The sequence below is a fragment of the Franconibacter helveticus LMG 23732 genome (assembly GCF_000463115.2).
GTDB lineage: Bacteria > Pseudomonadota > Gammaproteobacteria > Enterobacterales > Enterobacteriaceae > Franconibacter > Franconibacter helveticus.
On sequence record NZ_AWFX01000006.1, the window covers coordinates 35,830 to 52,109 of the forward strand.

Genomic DNA, 16,280 nt, shown 5'->3' on the forward strand with positions numbered 1-16,280 from the left:
TGTGGCGCAGCGCACGCAAATGCGCCTCGTTTTTTGAAGGCTGCATCACGAAAAAGCCCGCCAGCCGCGGCCTGGCGTGGCAGAGCCGAAGCCCTCATCCTCCCGTCTCCTCCCCCATAAAAAAGCCAGGGGGTGGAGGATTTATCCATTTTGTGAATACCGCATAGTCACGCCATCCTGGCTGTTTTCAGTGAAAAATTGGTAGTTAAAAGGGAGAGAGGGATGGCAAGCGTTCAGTTGCGTAATGTAACTAAAGCCTGGGGCGATGTGGTGGTGTCCAGAGACATCAATCTCGATATCGCCGAAGGGGAGTTCGTGGTATTTGTCGGGCCTTCCGGCTGCGGCAAATCAACGCTGCTGCGCATGATAGCCGGGCTGGAAACCATCACCAGCGGCGATTTGCATATCGGGCAAAAACGGATGAACGACGTGCCGCCATCTGAGCGCGGCGTGGGCATGGTGTTTCAGTCCTATGCGCTTTATCCCCATCTTTCCGTCGCTGAAAACATGTCCTTTGGCTTAAAGCTCGCGGGCGTTAAGAAAGCGACCATCAACCAGCAGGTGACGCAGGTCGCCGAAGTGTTGCAGCTTGCGCATTTGCTTGACCGTCGGCCGAAAGCGCTGTCCGGCGGCCAGCGCCAGCGCGTGGCGATTGGCCGTACGCTGGTGGCGGAGCCGGGCGTGTTTCTGCTCGACGAACCGCTTTCCAACCTGGACGCCGCGCTGCGCGTGCAGATGCGCATTGAAATTTCCCGCCTGCACAAGCGCCTGGGGCGCACGATGATTTACGTCACCCACGACCAGGTCGAAGCGATGACGCTTGCCGACAAAATCGTGGTGCTCGACGCCGGCCGCGTCGCCCAGGTGGGCAAACCGCTTGAACTTTATCACTACCCGGCGGACCGCTTCGTGGCGGGCTTCATCGGGTCGCCGAAAATGAACTTCCTGCCGGTGAAAGTCACCGCCACCGCCATCGATCAGGTGCAGGTGGAACTGCCGAACCGCCAGCATGTCTGGCTACCGGTAGACAGCGAGGGAGTGAACGTGGGCGCCAATATGTCCCTTGGCATCCGCCCCGAACACTTGCTGCCAAGCGATATTGCTGACGTAACGCTTGAAGGCGAAGTGCAGGTGGTCGAACAACTCGGCCATGAGACTCAGATACATATCCAGATCCCGGCCCTGCGTCAGAACCTGGTTTACCGCCAGAACGACGTCGTGTTGGTACAAGAGGGTGCCACATTCGCCATCGGCTTACCGCCGGAGCGTTGCCATCTGTTCCGAGAAGATGGCACCGCTTGTCGTCGGCTTCATAAAGAGCCGGGTGTTTAAGCATTCCGATTACAAAGAAAAGCAATGATCTCAGGAGATAGAATGATGATTACTCTGCGCAAACTCCCCGTGGCGGTCGCCGTTATGGCAGGCATTTTGTCTGCTCAGGCAGGCGCGGTTGATTTCAAAGGTTATGCCCGTTCCGGCATTGGCTGGACAGGTAGTGGCGGCGTGCAAGAATGTTTTCAGGCAACAGGTGCTGATGCTAAATACCGTCTGGGTAACGAATGTGAAACCTATGCGGAAATCAAATTAGGGCAGGAAGTGTGGAAAGAAGGCGATAAGAGTTTCTATTTTGACTCAAACATCGCTTATAAATCCTCACAGATTAACGATTGGGAAAATAGTGAAACTCCTGCGATTCGTGAATTTAACGTTGTTGGTAAAAACCTGATCGATTCTCTGCCGGGTGCCAATATCTGGGCAGGTAAGCGTTTCTATCAACGTCATGACGTTCACATGATCGACTTCTACTACTGGGATATCTCTGGCCCGGGCGCAGGCATCGAAAATATCGATGTTGGTGTAGGTAAGCTTGCCCTGGCGGCGACCCGCTCGAGCGAACAGGGCGGTTCTTCAGCCTTTGGCGATCGCAATGCAGATACCGGCGTACGTACTTACAATAACGAAGTGCCAAATGATGTCTTTGACGTTCGCTGGTCTGGTATCGAGACCAACCCGAACGGCGCTCTGGAGTTAGGGGTTGATTACGGCCATACCAATATTCCGGATGACTACTATCTGCAGCCGGGCGCGTCCAAAGATGGCTGGATGTTCACTGCAGAACATACCCAGACTATCGGCACTGGCTTTAACAAATTTGTGGTTCAGTACGCGACCGACTCTATGATTTCCCAAGGTAAAGGACAGGCTCGCGGCGGTGCGGTAGATAATGACGGCAGCCTGATCCGTATTCTTGACCATGGCTCCATTTCCATGGGCGATCGTTGGGACATGATGTATGTCGCCATGTATCAGGACACCGACCGCGACAACAATCGCGGCAACACCTGGTGGACTGTGGGTGTTCGCCCAATGTACAAGTGGACGCCAATCATGAGTACCCTGTTGGAAGTCGGCTATGACAACGTCAAATCTCAGCAGGTTGATGAAACCAATAACCAGTACAAAATCACCCTTGCGCAACAGTGGCAGGCAGGCGACAGCATCTGGTCTCGTCCGGCGCTCCGCGTGTTCGCGACCTATGCGAAGTGGGATGAGAAATGGGGTTATGTTAAAACGTCTAACGGATCCACGACTACTGAGGCCGTTACCTCTGGTACTTTCACTCAGTACGGTAACAGCAGCCGCGGCGATAACGATGAGTGGAGCTTTGGCGCCCAGATGGAAATCTGGTGGTAATCACACGGTATCGTAGCAACAAGAGGGGCGAAAGCCCCTCTTACCCCTCATTGAAAGCACCGATTTTCGGGAAACGCGCTATTGCCTGGCTACCGTTTCCCTTTCTATTCGAGGTCATAAAAATGAAAAAACGTCTCGTCGCATTATGCTTAAGCGCAGGGCTGCTCGCGGGCGCGCCTGTCGTCAGCTTCGCGGATGTCAATATCGTGCCGCAGAACACCTCCGCCGCACCGGCTATCCCGGCCGGTGAGTTACAGCGCCTGACCTGGACGCCGGTCTCGCAATCCCAAACGCAGACCACGCAAATTGCGACGGCGGGTCAAACGCTGAATGTGCCGGGCATTAGCGGCAAAGTGGTGGCTTACAGCGTGCCGGCCAATATCGGCGAACTGACTATCACGTTGACAAGCGTTGGCGAAAAACAAAGATCGATTTTCGCGCCGAACCTGCTGGTGCTGGACCAAAACCTTCAGCCTGCCGCCTATTTCCCGAGCAGCTATTTTGCTTATAAAGAGCCGGGCGTCGTTTCTGAAGACCGTCTTGAAGGCACCGTTAAGCTGATGCCTGCGCTGGGTCAGCAAAAACTTTATCTGCTGGTCTTCACCACGCCGCAGGATTTAACGCGCACCACGACGATGACCAACCCGGCGAAAGCCTATGCCAAAGGCGTGGGCAACGCGGTGCCGGATATCGCCGACCCGGTTGCCCGTCACACCACCGACGGCACGTTGAAGCTGAAAGTAAGCACTAACTCCGGTTCCAGCATTCTGGTCGGCCCGCTGTTTGGCTCTTCCGGCCAGGCCTCTGTCACGGTTGGCAACACCGCAGCCCCTGCCACCGCGTATGCGGCTCCGGCGCCTGCTGCGCCAGCGCCAGCAACGGCTTACGCCGCGCCTGCTCCGGCGCCAGCCGCGGCCCCTGCGCCTGCGGCGAAGAGCGAACCGGTGCTGAACGACACCGAAACCTATTTTAATCAGGCCATTAAGCAAGCGGTCGCCAAAGGGGATGTCGACAAGGCCCTGAAACTGCTGAATGAAGCCGAGCGTCTGGGTTCAACCTCCGCCCGTCAAACTTTTATCAGCAGTGTAAAAGGCAAGGGGTGATCGTCTCCCCGCATTGCTGATGCTTGCAAGACCTGGTGCGCTTCGGCGCACCTTTTTTATTGCCGCCGCTTTTTGTTGCTCTCCTGTTGCATTTTTGTTCGCCAAAGGGGGTTTGGCCGCCACCTTACGCTTTTTCTGCGCTACAATGCCCCGTCAAATCGCCCCGGAGAATGATGCATGTCCCACCCCGCGCTGATGCAGCTTCGCGCGTTGTCTTTTACAACCGATACCGCCTCCCTGGATGAGAACCTGCTCGACTGGCTGATGCTGGAAGATTCCATGACCAAACGCTTTGAACAGCACTGCCGGCGCGTAAGCGTGGAGCGGCTATTTGAAGGTTTTGTCGGCTCGCAGGAGATTGCGCAGGAGCGCGAGTGGCTGCCGCAGGAAGCACGCTACTGGCTGCGGGAAATCGTGCTGTGCGGCGACGGCGAGCCCTGGCTCGTCGGGCGCACCGTGGTGCCCGAGTCTACACTCAATGGACCGGAAATAGCCCTGCAAAAACTGGGGGAAACGCCATTGGGGCGCTATCTTTTTACTTCATCGACCCTGACGCGGGATTTTATCCATCCGGGCCGCAGCGACGACCTGTGGGGACGCCGCTCCCGGCTGCGTCTTTCCGGCAAACCGTTACTGCTCACTGAACTGTTTTTGCCTGCATCGCCATTGTATTAAGAGGAAGAAAAATGGAGTGGAGTTTGACGCACAATAAGCTGCTCGCTTATCACCGCCTGATGCGAACCGACAAGCCGATTGGCGCGTTGCTGTTGCTGTGGCCGACCCTGTGGGCGCTGTGGGTGGCGACGCCGGGCGTGCCGCCGCTGTGGATCCTGGCGGTGTTTGTGGCGGGCGTCTGGTTGATGCGCGCCGCGGGATGCGTGGTAAACGATTATGCCGACCGTAAATTCGATGGCCATGTAAAGCGTACCGCCAACCGGCCGCTGCCAAGCGGCGCGGTAACGGAAAAAGAGGCCAAAAATCTGTTTGTGGTGCTGGTGCTGCTCTCGTTCGCACTGGTGCTAACGCTCAACCTGATGACCATTTTGCTCTCCGTCGCGGCGCTGGCGCTGGCGTGGATGTACCCCTTTATGAAGCGCTACACCCATCTGCCGCAGGTGGTGCTGGGCGCGGCGTTTGGCTGGTCTATTCCGATGGCGTTTTCCGCCGTAAGCGAGTCGGTGCCGCTTAGCTGCTGGCTCATGTTCCTGGCGAATATCTTGTGGGCGGTGGCTTACGACACCGAGTACGCCATGGTCGATCGTGATGACGATGTAAAAATCGGCGTGAAATCGACTGCTATTTTGTTTGGCCGGTACGACAAACTGATTATCGGCCTTTTGCAGATTGCCGTGCTGGGGTTGATGGCGGTGATCGGCTGGCTGAATGGGCTGGGCATGGCCTTTTATCTGTCGATGGTCGTGGCGGCAGCGCTGTTTGTGTATCAGCAAAAGCTTATTGCCGGACGCGATCGCGACGCCTGCTTTAAGGCGTTTCTCAATAATAACTATGTAGGCCTGGCGCTGTTTATCGGGCTGGCGGTAAGTTACTGGCGATTGTGACGGTCGCTGCGTGAAATAAAAAAGGCGGGTTTCCCCGCCTTTTTTTATTCGCCTGCCTGTGCGGCGGCGCTTTCAATCGTCAACCGCACGTCGGAGGTCATCAGCTCCGCCAACAGCTGGTAAACCTTCATGGTTTGCGCCGGTTCGGCGTCGCCGGTATCGCTGATGTAGCCTTCATCACGCAGCGTCAGCACCAGCGTGGAGAAGACCGCTTTGTCGAAGAACTCCGGCGCGTTGATGCCGTGCAGCACGGACAAACGCTGCGCCACAGTGCGGCTCTCTTTTTCAAGGGTGCCGCGGTTGATGGACGGGTTAGCGCTCAACAGCCAGAAAGTGATGGCATAACGTTGCAGCGTTTCGCGCACGCCCGCCGCCAGCAGTTGCATGGTGCGTGAGCGGGCCGGGTTAAGCTGCACTTCCGTTGCCTCTTCCACAACCAGCCCCTGACGCGCCATTTCCGCAACCAGCGCATCCGTTACCGTCTGCAACTCTGTGCTTTCCCAACGCAGGAACAGCTCCGCTTTCAGCAGCGGGTAAAGCACTTCAACCTGACGCTGGAGCGCTTCGCGGCTGATGCGACGATGCTGGGTGATAATGGCCGCCAGCAGTGAAGGCAACACCAGCATATGCATAATGTTGTTGCGATAGTACGTCATCAACACCGCCTGCTCGCGCGGCAGAATGATGATGTCGCCAATGGTGTCTTTTTCCACCTCGAACTTATTCATTTGCAGCGCGTGGTCGATAAGCGCGCTGGCGCTGGCGTCCGGCACGGTGGCGTCGCTGGCGTAAGGCACGTTGCGCAGCAGTTGCAGATAGCACTCAAGCTGCTCCGTTAGCTGCTCGCGGGTAAGCGAGCGCTGGCGAGAGGCGAGCAGGGCGGTGCAGCAGAGGTTCATGGCGTTTGCCGCCCCGGCGTTGTTGATTCGCACCATCAGCTTAGCGGCGATATCGTTAACTGTCGGGGTCAGCCATGCCGGGCGCACCGCTTCAATCGGATCGATGGCGTCGCGCCACTCCGGCACACGCTGGTTAAGGTAGGTCATCAGCGGCATCGGCTCGCCAAAGTTAACGTAGCCCTGGCCCAGGTTGCGCAGCTTGCTTAAGCCGCGCAGCATTTGCAGCAGGTTCTCTTTTTCTTTGGTGGCGCCGCGCAGTTCTTTGGCGTAAGTGCCCACTTCCATTACGTGTTCATAGCCGATGTAAATAGGCACTAACGTAATAGGGCGAGAACCGCCGCGCAGCATCGCCTGGATAGTCATCGACAGGGTGCCGGTTTTCGGATCCAGCAGGCGACCGGTGCGCGAGCGTCCGCCTTCCACAAAATATTCTACCGAGTAACCGCGGCTGAACAGTTCGCCCAGATATTCCCGAAAGACGGTGGAATACAGCTTATTGCCTTTAAAGGTGCGGCGAATAAAGAAGGCGCCCAGGCGGCGGAAGATTGGCCCTGCCGGCCAAAAGTTAAGGTTGATGCCTGCGGCGATATGCGGCGGCACCAGCCCCTGGTGATAAAGCACGTAGGAGAGCAGCAGATAGTCCATGTGGCTGCGGTGGCAAGGCACATAGACAATTTCATGGCCGTCGTGGGCCAGCTGGCGTACGCGCTCAGCGTTATGGACGTTGATCCCCTGATAAAGCCGGTTCCAGGTAAAGCTAAGAATGCGATCGGAAACGCGAATCATCTCATAAGAGAAGTTAGCGGCAATCTCCTCCATGAGCGCCACGGCATTTTGCTGCGCTTTTTCATGGGAGATTTTTTTCGTGCGCGCTTCGTCTTCCACCGCGCGTGCGATGGCTTTCGACGCCAGCAGCTTGTTAAAGAGATCCTGGCGGGCGGGCAGACGCGGGCCGACGGCGGCAAGCCGTTGGCGGGCGAAATGCATGCGCGCTACGCGGGCGAGCTTTTGCGCGATAATTTTGTCAGTGCCGTGTTCCGTCGCCATACGGCGCAGGGAAACCGGCTGCGAAAAGCGCACAAAGCTGTCGCGGCCAAGCCAGGAAATAGCGAAAAACTTCTGTACGCCGTTCAGCAGGCGCAGCGGCGGGTTTTCTTCGCCTTTTTCACGCCCCGGCGCGCGGCCGAACATCACGGAAACCGGCACCATCTGTACATCGAGGCTGGGGTTGCTGCGATGCAGATCCAGATACTCGTGAAACAGCTTAATGGACTCTTCTTTCGGCGTGTACCAGGTAAAGACGCGCGGGCCGCCGTGAATAAAGATGTAGCGGGGCAGTTGCGTACCATCTATCTCCAGCGGTTCCAACGGGTCCGGTAAATCGTGCGCCAGGCACTGCGCGCGCAACGTTAATAAATCCGCTTTCGAGTTGTACGGCAAGACGTACATGATGGGGCGCGAGGTGTCGAGCCCCAATTCGGCGCAGGGATCCGCCGGAATAGACTTGCTTTTTACCAGCGTGCTTAATGGTAAATTCAGTAATTTGTAGTACATTCGTGGCCAACCGGACATAAACGATGTAAAGCCTCTGGTTAATAATGCAATGGCGCCGCCAGAATAGCAGAAACGATGCGGAATTTCTGTGGTGCTTCGTTGTTCAGACGCAATAGCATTGACGCTGATAATTCAAAAAGGTTTCTTTTCATGGCCAATAACACCACGGGACTCACCCGAATCATTAAAGCGGCGGGCTATTCCTGGAAAGGGATAAGCGCCGCATGGAAAAATGAGGCGGCGTTTCGCCAGGAAGGCGTGGCGACGATCCTGGCAGTGCTCATCGCCTGCTGGCTTGATGTCGACCCCATTACCCGCGTGCTGCTGATTGGCTCCGTTCTGCTGGTCATGATTGTGGAAATTCTCAACAGCGCCATCGAAGCGGTTGTCGACCGAATTGGCCCTGAATTCCACGAGTTATCCGGCCGCGCCAAAGATATGGGGTCCGCGGCGGTGCTGCTGGCGATTATCCTTGCTCTCATCACCTGGGTCACGCTGCTCTGGCAGCATCTGCGATAAGTTTTCCAGAATTTATCGCTGGTGCGCTTTTTTGCAGGCAAGGTGGTTTCAAAATCGCCTTTAGCTGTATATACTCACAGCATTCACTGTATATTCACCCAGGGGGCGGAATGAAAGCATTAACTACCAGGCAACAAGAGGTGTTTGATCTCATTCGGGATCATATCAGCCAGACCGGCATGCCGCCTACTCGTGCCGAGATCGCACAGCGTCTGGGTTTCCGTTCGCCCAACGCGGCGGAAGAGCATTTAAAAGCGCTGGCGCGTAAAGGCGTGATTGAAATTGTTTCCGGCGCTTCTCGCGGCATTCGCTTGTTGCAGGAAGATGAAGACGGGCTGCCGCTGGTGGGGCGTGTCGCTGCGGGCGAACCGCTTCTGGCGCAGCAGCATATCGAAGGCCACTATCAGGTCGATCCGGGTCTCTTTAAGCCAAGCGCGGATTTTCTGCTGCGGGTTAGCGGCATGTCGATGAAAGATATCGGCATTATGGATGGCGACCTGCTGGCTGTGCACAAAACGCAGGATGTTCGTAACGGCCAGGTCGTCGTGGCGCGCATTGACGATGAAGTGACCGTCAAGCGCCTGAAAAAGCAGGGCAACAAGGTAGAACTGCTGCCGGAAAACAACGAATTCAAACCCATTGTGGTTGACCTGCGCGAGCATAACTTCTCTATTGAAGGACTGGCCGTCGGGGTTATCCGCAACGGCGAATGGCTTTAACGCCCTTATAATCACACCGCAACGTAGCGCCCCTCGTTGCGGTGTTTTTTTATTCCTCTTATTTTCTCCGGCCTCGTCTCCATGCTTTTTTTCTCAAAGACTGACCGAGCCCTCTGGCGGCTTGCGCTGCCGATGATTTTCTCCAATATCACCGTTCCCCTGCTGGGCCTCGTCGATACCGCTGTTATCGGCCACCTCGACAGCGCCGACTATCTGGGCGGCGTAGCCGTTGGCGCCACCGCCACCAGTTTTCTCTTTATGCTGCTGCTTTTCCTGCGAATGAGTACCACCGGGCTGACTGCGCAGGCGCACGGCGCGCAGGATGCAACCCGGCTGGCGCGTGCGCTGGTGCAGCCGCTGCTGCTGGCACTGGGGGCGGGGGTTCTTATCCTGTTGTTGCGTACGCCGCTAATCGATTTGGCGCTGCATATTGTCGGCGGCAGCGAGGCGGTGCTGTTGCAGGCAAGACGCTTTCTAGCGATCCGCTGGCTTAGCGCGCCCGCTTCGCTCGCGAATCTCGTGCTGCTGGGCTGGCTGCTTGGGGTGCAGTATGCCCGTGCGCCAGTTATCCTGCTGGTTGTGGGCAACGTACTCAATATTGCGCTCGATTTATGGTTTGTTATGGGGCTGCGCCTGAACGTTCAGGGCGCGGCGATGGCCACCGCCCTTGCCGAATATGCCACATTTTTCATTGGCCTATGGATGGTGAAACGCGAGCTGACCCGTCGCGGCATTGGTTTTTCTCTGCTTGCTACGGCGTGGCGCAAAGAACTCAGGCGCCTGCTGGCGCTTAACCGCGACATCATGCTGCGTTCGCTGCTTTTGCAGCTTTGCTTTGGCGCAGTAACCGTGTTCGGCGCCCGTCTTGGCAGCGAAATCGTCGCGGTAAACGCAATCTTAATGACCTTCCTGACCTTTACCGCCTACGCGCTTGATGGATTCGCTTATGCGGTAGAAGCGCATTCCGGGCAGGCCTATGGCGCCCGGGACGGCAGTCAGTTGCTGGAAGTATGGCGGGCGGCGTGTCGTCAGGCAGGCATTGTGGCGCTGGCATTTAGCCTGTGCTGGGCTTTTTTCGGCGAGACGGTCGTTTCACTGCTGACTTCGCTGCCTGCCTTGCAGCAACAGGCGGATAGTTATCTTCCCTGGCAAGTCATACTGCCGGTCGTTGGCGTCTGGTGTTATCTGCTGGATGGCATGTTCATTGGCGCCACGCGCGCTTCAGAGATGCGCAACAGCATGGCGGTAGCGGCGCTGGGGTTTGCCGTCACGCTGCTTACGCTGCCCTGGCTTGGCAACCACGGATTATGGCTGGCGCTGACCCTCTTTCTTGCGCTGCGCGGAGTGTCGCTCGGGCTTATCTGGCGAAAACGCTGGCGCGAGCAGAGCTGGTTCCAGGCGGCAGACGAAGGGTAACGCTGTCTTGCCTTTACTCTACAGCGGCGGCGCAATATGCGCTGCCGCTTTTTTTATAGCGGGTTTATACGACTAAAGTCGTAACGATGGTTAAAAATTCTGAATCGATCCGCCATCACCGCATCGCGAACTATAATAATTATCACGTCCAGCAGATATTAAGCATTCATCAGGACGTTGAATGGAGTTTCACTTACACGACCGATCAAGAGGACCTTACAATGAACAGAGACGAAGCCGGCGGTAACTGGAAACAGTTTAAAGGTAAAGTGAAAGAGCAATGGGGTAAATTAACCGACGATGATATGACTATCATCGAAGGCAAACGTGACCAGCTGGTAGGTAAAATCCAGGAGCGCTATGGTTACGAAAAAGATCAGGCAGACAAAGAAGTGACGGACTGGGAAAGCCGTAACGACTATCGCTGGTAATACCGCGACCATCTCAAGTGTGATATCCCGCTGAGGTTATCCTGCCCGAGGTACAAGGATGTACCCACTCTCTCTTACCGCGCTTTTTTCTTTATCGCTACGCTATGATCGTGCCCGCACTTTTCCGGGTGACGACACGCTTCCACTTCCACGCAGGCCGCGCACAGACCATGCGCTTCAATCACATTATGGCGCAGCGCAAAACCCCGTTTAGCCGCCAGCGCATGCATAATGTCTTCCACTCCTTCAGCCCGCTCTTCTTTCACTACGCCGCAACGATCGCAAATAAACATGGCGGAAGTATGGGTTGGCTGGTCGAAAAGATGGCACAACACGTAGCTGTTAGTGGACTCAACCTTATGCACGAACCCTTGTTCGAGCAAGAAATCAAGCGCGCGATAAACGGTGGGCGGCTTCGCCTGCGGCTCGGTCTCCCGCAGCAAATCGAGTAAATCGTAAGCGCTGATAGCCCCTTCCTGAAGCGTCATAAGACGCAACACTTCGAGGCGCTGAGGCGTCAGGCGCACGTTGCGTTGCAGACAGAGCTTTTCAGCCTGCGTCAGCACCTCTTGCGAAAGTATTTTTTCCATCGGCATCCTCTCAGGTCAGGGGAAACGCCTATTTTATCATGAACCGCGCAAAACGCCGACCTTCACCCTTCTGTGTTATACCTCAATCACACACAAAAGGAGAAAACCATGCAACGACCAGACTTTATTCGCCACTGGCGGGAAGTGGAAGGGGAAGACGATTCACGCTATCCCGATAGCGAAGAGCTGTTTTCTGTCGGCGCGCCGCTGGGCCGGGAAACGGGGCTGACTCGCCTGGGCATTCATCACGAACGTCTGCCGCCCGGCAGGCGCACCTCTTATCCCCATGCCGAAAGCGATGAAGAAGAGTTTGTCTATGTGCTGGAAGGCTACCCGCATGTCTGGATAAACGGCGAGCTCTGGCCGCTTGAGCCAGGCGACAGCGTAGGGTTTCCCGCGGGTACAGGCATCTGCCATACCTTTATAAATAACACTTCAGGCGAAGTTCGTTTATTGGTGTTAGGAGAGGCAAATAAACCTAAAAATCGAATTTATTACCCACTTAATGCTAATTATGCCGCTACCCGCGAGGACAGATGGATAGATCATCCGCCGCAGCGCTTTGGGCCTCATAACGGCCTGCCTACAAGAAAGTGAAAGTCTCATCTATAAATATTGTGTAGTTATTGAATGACATGAAACCATGGATGGTGATGATTGATTAATGCGCGAATATGCGCTCTTTATTACCTCTTGTTCACAGCAATAAACCACCCTCCGGTATGTGATAACGGGCGGGGAAATTATCATCAGAGAAAAGACGGGTTAACTGTGAAAAAAATAATCAAACCTTCAGTGGCAGCCATAGCAGTATTGATGGCAACTCAGGCGAGCGCGGCGAATACCTGGGCGGAAGCGCGTAACGATGCAATGGGCGGCACCGGCGTGGCGGCAGCGAACTATGGCAGCGCGGCGTTTATCAACCCGGCCTTGTTAGCCAAAGCGCAACCGGAAGATGATATTACGGTGATTTTGCCTTCTGTCAGCGCGCAGATTACCGATAAAGACAACCTTCGGGATGAAATTGACGACATCAATGACCGCATCGACTACTACGACGATGTGGTGGATAACCTGACCGTACGGGATATTCTTCTCAATCCGGTCGGCACGCTCGATCAGTTCCAGGGCGCGGCAACCGAACTGGCCGATAAACTGGATTATCTGCGCGGTAAAACGGCCAGCGCCAACGCGGCGGCAGGCGTCACTGTCGCCATTCCTAACGATGTGCTCTCTGTCGCGTTTATTGCTAAGGGCTATGCGCATGCCCGCGTAAGCACCTCGATTGATTCGCAAGACATTACTTACCTTCGCGGCATTCAGAACAGCGAAACCACGGCTTTGATCGAAGCGGGGCGCGGGGCGCTGCTGGGTTCCGATGAGATCACCCGTAACCTGAACTCCGTCGCGTTCGGCCGCGTGGCGATTGTTTCCGATTACGGCGTTGCGCTGGCGCACCAGTTTGACTTCGGCGGCGTGCCGGTTTCTTTCGGTGTGACGCCGAAAATCCAGAAAACCTGGCTTTATAACTACACCGCGTCTATTTACGACTACGATACCGGCGACTGGAACAGCAGCCGCTACCGTAAAGATGACACCGGTTTTAACGTTGACGCCGGCATCGCGGCGGACTTCGGCCAGAACTGGACCGTCGGCCTGACCGGCCAGAACCTGGTATCCCGCGATCTGGATACCAAGAGTATTGAAATCCGCAACGGGCGCACCGGTGAAGTGACGAACTACAAAGACACCTACCAGATTAGCCCGATCGTTACCGCAGGCGTGGCGTGGCATAACGATCTGGTGACGGTAACGGCGGATGGCGATCTCACTGAAACCAAAGGCTTTAAGAGTGAAGGTAACTCGCAATTCGTCGGCGTAGGGGCGGAAGTGCGTCCGCTGGACTGGCTGGCAGTACGCGCCGGTTTCCGCGGCGATGTTAAGGATAACGAAAGCAACGTGTTTACGGCGGGCGTCGGCTTTGCGCCGTTTAACCGCGTGCACCTTGACCTCACCGGCCTTGTGGGCGAGGACGAAACCTGGGGCGCAGGGGCGCAGTTGAGCCTGACGTTCTGATAATCAGCAGGGGCGCGGCAGTGCGCCCCTGTGCAAGCTTTGTGCTATAGTAGCGCCCCTTTTTGTCTGAACCACACTACGCTTAGCTACTATGTCGCCTGAAACACAAAAATCGCCTTTCCCCCCGCACCGTTTTTCCATCGCGCCAATGCTCGACTGGACGGATCGCCATTGCCGCTATTTTCTGCGTTTGCTGTCGCGCAATACGCTGCTCTATACCGAAATGGTGACGACCGGGGCCATCATTCATGGCAAAGGCGACTACCTGGCATACAGCGAAGAAGAACACCCGCTGGCGTTGCAGCTTGGCGGCAGCGACCCGCAGGCGCTGGCCCATTGCGCGAAGCTTGCGCAGGCGCGAGGCTATGACGAAATTAACCTTAATGTCGGCTGTCCTTCCGACCGCGTGCAGAATGGCCGTTTCGGCGCCTGTCTGATGGGCGAAGCGCAGCTGGTAGCCGATTGTATTAAAGCGATGCGCGATGTGGTTTCGATTCCGGTGACGGTAAAAACCCGTATCGGCATTGACGACCAGGACAGCTACGCATTCCTGTGCGATTTTATCGGCACCGTGGCGGAAAAAGGCGGCTGCGAGATGTTTATCATCCATGCCCGCAAGGCCTGGCTTTCCGGCTTAAGCCCGAAAGAAAACCGCGAGATACCGCCGCTGGATTACCCGCGCGTTTACCAGCTTAAGCGTGATTTCCCGCAGCTGACGATGGCTATCAACGGCGGCATTAAATCGCTTGAGGAAGCCAAAGCGCATCTGGAACATATGGATGGCGTAATGGTCGGGCGTGAGGCGTACCAGAATCCAGGTATCCTGGCTTCGGTGGATCGTGAGATTTTTGGCGTGGATTGTCTTGATGCCGACCCGGTTGCCGTGGTGCGCGCTATGTATCCTTATATTGAACGCGAACTCAGCAACGGCACCTACCTTGGTCATATCACCCGTCATATGCTTGGCCTGTTCCAGGGGATACCCGGCGCGCGCCAGTGGCGTCGTTATTTAAGCGAGAACGCCCATAAAGCGGGCGCCGACATTAACGTGCTGGAGCAGGCGCTGCAACTGGTCGCCAATAAACGCTGAAAGTTAACCAAAACCTGGTGAAATTAACCACGCCCCGCCCAACAAAAGCGGGGCGTTGTCTTTTAAAATTAATAGCTTATAAGTTGGCATGAATCTTGTAATTCCCGTTTAGCGTTACTTTATTTTCGGGAGAGAACCATGTTTGAACTGCTGTTTGTGGTCGCGTTTTTTCTGATGCTGCTGGCAACAGGCGTTTCGCTGTTTGGCGTTATTGCGGCGATTTTCGTCGCCACATTAGTGATGTTTGTCGGCGGGTTATTCGCACTGATGATTAAACTTCTGCCCTGGCTGCTGCTGGCGGTAGCGGTGGTGTGGGCTATTCGGGCAATCAAAGCGCCAAAACTGCCGCGCTATTCGCGCTCCAACCGCTGGCGTTATTAAAGAGTTGCGGGGGCGATCACAACCTTGCAACTTTCCCGGCGCCAGATACTAAGCGGCCATATTATTTACTTATTAAATCTGTCACTATGACAATGTTGTGACACGAATTCATCGCAGCTGTACCCTACATACATCGCGAATAAAAAAGAAAGGGCTTCCTGCGGGAAGCCCTCATTATTTCTAAGGAATCAATAAGCTGGAGCCCTGTGTCGTACGGCTTTCCAGCGTTTCGTGAGCGCGCGCCGCATCCGCAAGCGGGAAGCGTTGTTGCTCTGTCACATCGACTTTAATCACGCCGCTGGCGATGAGCGAGAAGAGTTCGTTGCTCGCTTCCTCCATCTCTTCCCGGTTGGTTAAGTAACCATTCAGGGAAGGGCGGGTCACATACAGCGAGCCTTTCTGGTTGAGAATGCCGAGGTTGACGCCGGTCACCGGGCCGGAAGCATTGCCGAAACTGACCATTAAACCGCGGCGTTGCAGGCAGTCGAGCGAAGATTCCCATGTGTCTTTGCCTACGGAATCGTAAACCACGCGCACTTTCTTGCCGCCGGTCAGCTCACGCACGCGCTCCGGCACGCTCTCTTCGCGATAGTTGATCATCTGCCAGGCGCCCGCCTGCTTTGCGCGCTGCATTTTTTCCGCCGAGCCGGCGGTGCCAATCAGTTTGGCGCCCAGCGCTTTTGCCCACTGACAGGCAATCAGCCCCACGCCGCCTGCCGCCGCGTGAAACAGAAACATTTCATCCGGCTTGATTTCGTAGGTTTTACGCAGCAGATAAAAAACGGTCAGCCCTTTGAGAAACGAAGCCGCGGCCTGCTCGTAAGAAATCGCGTTCGGCAGCACAGCCACTTTATCCGCCGGAACGTTATGCACCTCGCTGTACGCCCCCAGCGCCGACTGCGCATAGACGACCCGATCGCCTTCTTTGATATGCTTAACGCCGCTGCCCACTTTGCTGACAACGCCTGCCGCTTCGGTTCCCAGGCCGCTTGGCATTGACGGCGGCGGGTAGAGGCCGCTGCGGATGTAGGTGTCGATATAATTAATGCCGATGGCTTTGTTCTCCACCTGCACTTCGTTTTCCGCGGGATCGCCGGGCGTAAACTCCGCCGCTTTCAGCACATCAGGCCCACCGTGCTGGCTAAATTCAATACGCGTCGCCATGGTAACTCCTTGTTTTATTCAGGGGGGAGGGGGAGTATCGTACGCGAGTGTAATTGAGCACTGCGCGACGCAAATCAGCTTGGTA

At 55.9% G+C, this 16,280-nt stretch carries 16 protein-coding genes; 13 read left to right on the forward strand and 3 right to left on the reverse strand.

The window, feature by feature from the left end:
* The first annotated feature begins 222 nt into the window (after nucleotides 1-222).
* The 5 genes from malK (at nucleotide 223) to ubiA (ending at nucleotide 5,356) form a co-directional block, all read left to right on the forward strand.
* Nucleotides 223-1,332, forward strand: coding sequence for a maltose/maltodextrin ABC transporter ATP-binding protein MalK (gene malK, locus DW56_RS02000; RefSeq protein ID WP_024553574.1), 1,110 nt, complete (start codon nucleotides 223-225; stop codon nucleotides 1,330-1,332).
* Between the two features lie 42 nt (nucleotides 1,333-1,374).
* A complete protein-coding gene (locus DW56_RS02005; protein ID WP_024553575.1) occupies nucleotides 1,375-2,694 on the forward strand; it encodes a maltoporin in 1,320 nt (439 codons plus the stop codon).
* Between the two features lie 122 nt (nucleotides 2,695-2,816).
* Complete coding sequence (gene malM / locus DW56_RS02010) at nucleotides 2,817-3,797, forward strand: maltose operon protein MalM (RefSeq protein WP_029697207.1); 981 nt, start codon at nucleotides 2,817-2,819, stop codon at nucleotides 3,795-3,797.
* A gap of 177 nt (nucleotides 3,798-3,974) precedes the next feature.
* On the forward strand, nucleotides 3,975-4,472 hold the full coding sequence (gene ubiC / locus DW56_RS02015; RefSeq protein ID WP_024553577.1) for a chorismate lyase: 498 nt from the start codon (nucleotides 3,975-3,977) through the stop codon (nucleotides 4,470-4,472).
* 11 nt (nucleotides 4,473-4,483) lie between these two features.
* Nucleotides 4,484-5,356 (forward strand): 4-hydroxybenzoate octaprenyltransferase, encoded by an 873-nt coding sequence (gene ubiA, locus DW56_RS02020; RefSeq protein ID WP_024553578.1) that lies wholly within the window; start codon nucleotides 4,484-4,486, stop codon nucleotides 5,354-5,356.
* A 44-nt stretch (nucleotides 5,357-5,400) separates the two neighbouring features.
* On the opposite strand, the gene plsB is transcribed toward ubiA, so the two are convergent.
* Entirely contained in the window at nucleotides 5,401-7,827 is a 2,427-nt protein-coding gene (plsB, locus tag DW56_RS02025; protein ID WP_024553579.1) for a glycerol-3-phosphate 1-O-acyltransferase PlsB, read from the reverse strand.
* 132 nt (nucleotides 7,828-7,959) lie between these two features.
* On the opposite strand from plsB, the gene DW56_RS02030 reads away from it, so the two are divergent.
* The 4 genes from DW56_RS02030 (at nucleotide 7,960) to DW56_RS02045 (ending at nucleotide 10,894) form a co-directional block, all read left to right on the forward strand.
* Nucleotides 7,960-8,328, forward strand: coding sequence for a diacylglycerol kinase (locus tag DW56_RS02030; RefSeq protein ID WP_024553580.1), 369 nt, complete (start codon nucleotides 7,960-7,962; stop codon nucleotides 8,326-8,328).
* A gap of 110 nt (nucleotides 8,329-8,438) precedes the next feature.
* Complete coding sequence (gene lexA, locus DW56_RS02035) at nucleotides 8,439-9,047, forward strand: transcriptional repressor LexA (RefSeq protein ID WP_024553581.1); 609 nt, start codon at nucleotides 8,439-8,441, stop codon at nucleotides 9,045-9,047.
* 81 nt (nucleotides 9,048-9,128) lie between these two features.
* Nucleotides 9,129-10,463 carry an MATE family efflux transporter DinF gene (gene dinF, locus DW56_RS02040; RefSeq protein WP_024553582.1) on the forward strand — a complete coding sequence of 445 codons (1,335 nt, stop codon included), beginning with the start codon at nucleotides 9,129-9,131 and terminating at the stop codon, nucleotides 10,461-10,463.
* Between the two features lie 221 nt (nucleotides 10,464-10,684).
* Nucleotides 10,685-10,894: a CsbD family protein gene (locus DW56_RS02045; RefSeq protein ID WP_024553583.1), complete on the forward strand. Its 210-nt coding sequence runs from the start codon at nucleotides 10,685-10,687 to the stop codon at nucleotides 10,892-10,894.
* A 74-nt stretch (nucleotides 10,895-10,968) separates the two neighbouring features.
* Here DW56_RS02045 and zur read toward each other — a convergent pair whose 3' ends face one another.
* A complete protein-coding gene (gene zur / locus DW56_RS02050; protein ID WP_024553584.1) occupies nucleotides 10,969-11,484 on the reverse strand; it encodes a zinc uptake transcriptional repressor Zur in 516 nt (171 codons plus the stop codon).
* A 108-nt stretch (nucleotides 11,485-11,592) separates the two neighbouring features.
* Here zur and DW56_RS02055 point away from each other — a divergent pair, with 108 nt between their 5' ends.
* The 4 genes from DW56_RS02055 to pspG all read left to right on the forward strand — a co-directional run bounded on the left by DW56_RS02055 (nucleotide 11,593) and on the right by pspG (nucleotide 15,031).
* A complete protein-coding gene (locus DW56_RS02055; RefSeq protein WP_024553585.1) occupies nucleotides 11,593-12,081 on the forward strand; it encodes a cupin domain-containing protein in 489 nt (162 codons plus the stop codon).
* Nucleotides 12,082-12,300: 219 nt separating this feature from the next.
* Complete coding sequence (locus DW56_RS02060) at nucleotides 12,301-13,560, forward strand: conjugal transfer protein TraF (RefSeq protein ID WP_412093691.1); 1,260 nt, start codon at nucleotides 12,301-12,303, stop codon at nucleotides 13,558-13,560.
* Between the two features lie 91 nt (nucleotides 13,561-13,651).
* Nucleotides 13,652-14,650, forward strand: coding sequence for a tRNA dihydrouridine(20/20a) synthase DusA (gene dusA, locus DW56_RS02065; RefSeq protein ID WP_024554212.1), 999 nt, complete (start codon nucleotides 13,652-13,654; stop codon nucleotides 14,648-14,650).
* A gap of 138 nt (nucleotides 14,651-14,788) precedes the next feature.
* The gene (gene pspG / locus DW56_RS02070; protein WP_024554213.1) at nucleotides 14,789-15,031 is read left to right on the forward strand and encodes an envelope stress response protein PspG; all 243 of its coding nucleotides are present in this window, start codon (nucleotides 14,789-14,791) and stop codon (nucleotides 15,029-15,031) included.
* 180 nt (nucleotides 15,032-15,211) lie between these two features.
* Here pspG and DW56_RS02075 read toward each other — a convergent pair whose 3' ends face one another.
* Nucleotides 15,212-16,195: a quinone oxidoreductase gene (locus DW56_RS02075; RefSeq protein ID WP_024554214.1), complete on the reverse strand. Its 984-nt coding sequence runs from the start codon at nucleotides 16,193-16,195 to the stop codon at nucleotides 15,212-15,214.
* Nucleotides 16,196-16,280 lie beyond the last annotated feature (85 nt).

Coding starts and splice junctions, on each gene's coding strand:
- DW56_RS02005 (WP_024553575.1), top strand. CDS start 1,375: ATGATGATTACTCTGCGCAAACTCCCCGTGGCGGTCGCCGTTATGGCA.
- dinF (WP_024553582.1), top strand. CDS start 9,129: ATGCTTTTTTTCTCAAAGACTGACCGAGCCCTCTGGCGGCTTGCGCTG.
- DW56_RS02075 (WP_024554214.1), bottom strand. CDS start 16,195: ATGGCGACGCGTATTGAATTTAGCCAGCACGGTGGGCCTGATGTGCTG.
- zur (WP_024553584.1), bottom strand. CDS start 11,484: ATGGAAAAAATACTTTCGCAAGAGGTGCTGACGCAGGCTGAAAAGCTC.
- dusA (WP_024554212.1), top strand. CDS start 13,652: ATGTCGCCTGAAACACAAAAATCGCCTTTCCCCCCGCACCGTTTTTCC.
- ubiA (WP_024553578.1), top strand. CDS start 4,484: ATGGAGTGGAGTTTGACGCACAATAAGCTGCTCGCTTATCACCGCCTG.
- DW56_RS02060 (WP_412093691.1), top strand. CDS start 12,301: ATGGCAACTCAGGCGAGCGCGGCGAATACCTGGGCGGAAGCGCGTAAC.
- malK (WP_024553574.1), top strand. CDS start 223: ATGGCAAGCGTTCAGTTGCGTAATGTAACTAAAGCCTGGGGCGATGTG.
- lexA (WP_024553581.1), top strand. CDS start 8,439: ATGAAAGCATTAACTACCAGGCAACAAGAGGTGTTTGATCTCATTCGG.
- ubiC (WP_024553577.1), top strand. CDS start 3,975: ATGTCCCACCCCGCGCTGATGCAGCTTCGCGCGTTGTCTTTTACAACC.
- malM (WP_029697207.1), top strand. CDS start 2,817: ATGAAAAAACGTCTCGTCGCATTATGCTTAAGCGCAGGGCTGCTCGCG.
- pspG (WP_024554213.1), top strand. CDS start 14,789: ATGTTTGAACTGCTGTTTGTGGTCGCGTTTTTTCTGATGCTGCTGGCA.
- DW56_RS02030 (WP_024553580.1), top strand. CDS start 7,960: ATGGCCAATAACACCACGGGACTCACCCGAATCATTAAAGCGGCGGGC.
- DW56_RS02045 (WP_024553583.1), top strand. CDS start 10,685: ATGAACAGAGACGAAGCCGGCGGTAACTGGAAACAGTTTAAAGGTAAA.
- plsB (WP_024553579.1), bottom strand. CDS start 7,827: ATGTCCGGTTGGCCACGAATGTACTACAAATTACTGAATTTACCATTA.
- DW56_RS02055 (WP_024553585.1), top strand. CDS start 11,593: ATGCAACGACCAGACTTTATTCGCCACTGGCGGGAAGTGGAAGGGGAA.